The organism is Vibrio sp. 1402, from assembly GCF_033340275.1.
In genome coordinates this window covers 1-698 of record NZ_JAWOWE010000282.1, presented here as the reverse complement: position 1 = coordinate 698, position 698 = coordinate 1, and the positions used below count along the sequence as shown (strand labels likewise).

General features: G+C 44.8%; 2 pseudogenes. Both read left to right on the top strand.

Annotation, left to right across the window (positions count from 1 at the left end):
• Window positions 1-230 (top strand): annotated as a pseudogene (locus R7044_RS25570) (cytochrome B6); the annotation flags it as partial.
• Window positions 223-698: pseudogene (locus R7044_RS25565) on the top strand (hybrid sensor histidine kinase/response regulator); the annotation flags it as partial. The pseudogenes R7044_RS25570 and R7044_RS25565, both read left to right, overlap by 8 nt.

The following is a 698-nucleotide window of genomic DNA, read 5'->3' as shown; positions in this document are numbered from 1 at the left end:
AAGGGGATGAGGGGTATTATTTCCGTGTTGCCAGTTTAAGAAACGTCGCATTAACGGGGCCGTATTTTCATAACGGGCAAGTGACCACCCTTGCTGAGGCCATTCAAATCATGGCACAAACGCAGCTTGGTATTACGATGAGTGATAGCAATATCGAAGACATCGAAGCGTTCTTGACGTCACTCAGCGCCCCAAGGCCAGTAATTTTAGAGGTGCTGGAAAATGAATAAGTTTAGATTGGTCAATTCATGCTTATTTGTTGCGATGCTGGTGGCGAGCACCTTTGCCTACATGGCTCACATTAATTCCAAGAGTACGCAACAACTTCATAGCGCGCTTTCTGAGGTCGGCCATCAGCTGATTGAAGAACGCGATGTGATCGTGAATCAGTATGCCATCAAGGAGCGAAAGAACTTCGAGCTCACTAAATCGTTGGTTGATATTGAAGTTGAAGCGGAAAAATTGGCTGATACCTTCGATAACGCCGTTTGGTTTCCCATCTCACCCAACCGCCAGAAAATACAACAGACGTTAGCCAAGTTTGAGCAACGGGTTATTCAAACCACTTCGCAATTAGACATGTTGATTGGGGTACAAGTCGAAAATCAATACGCTTTGCTGATGCTGTTGGACATCTATGAAGAGGAGTTTTCGACGCACATTGGTGAAACGCAATTAGATAAACATTACGTCGAGTT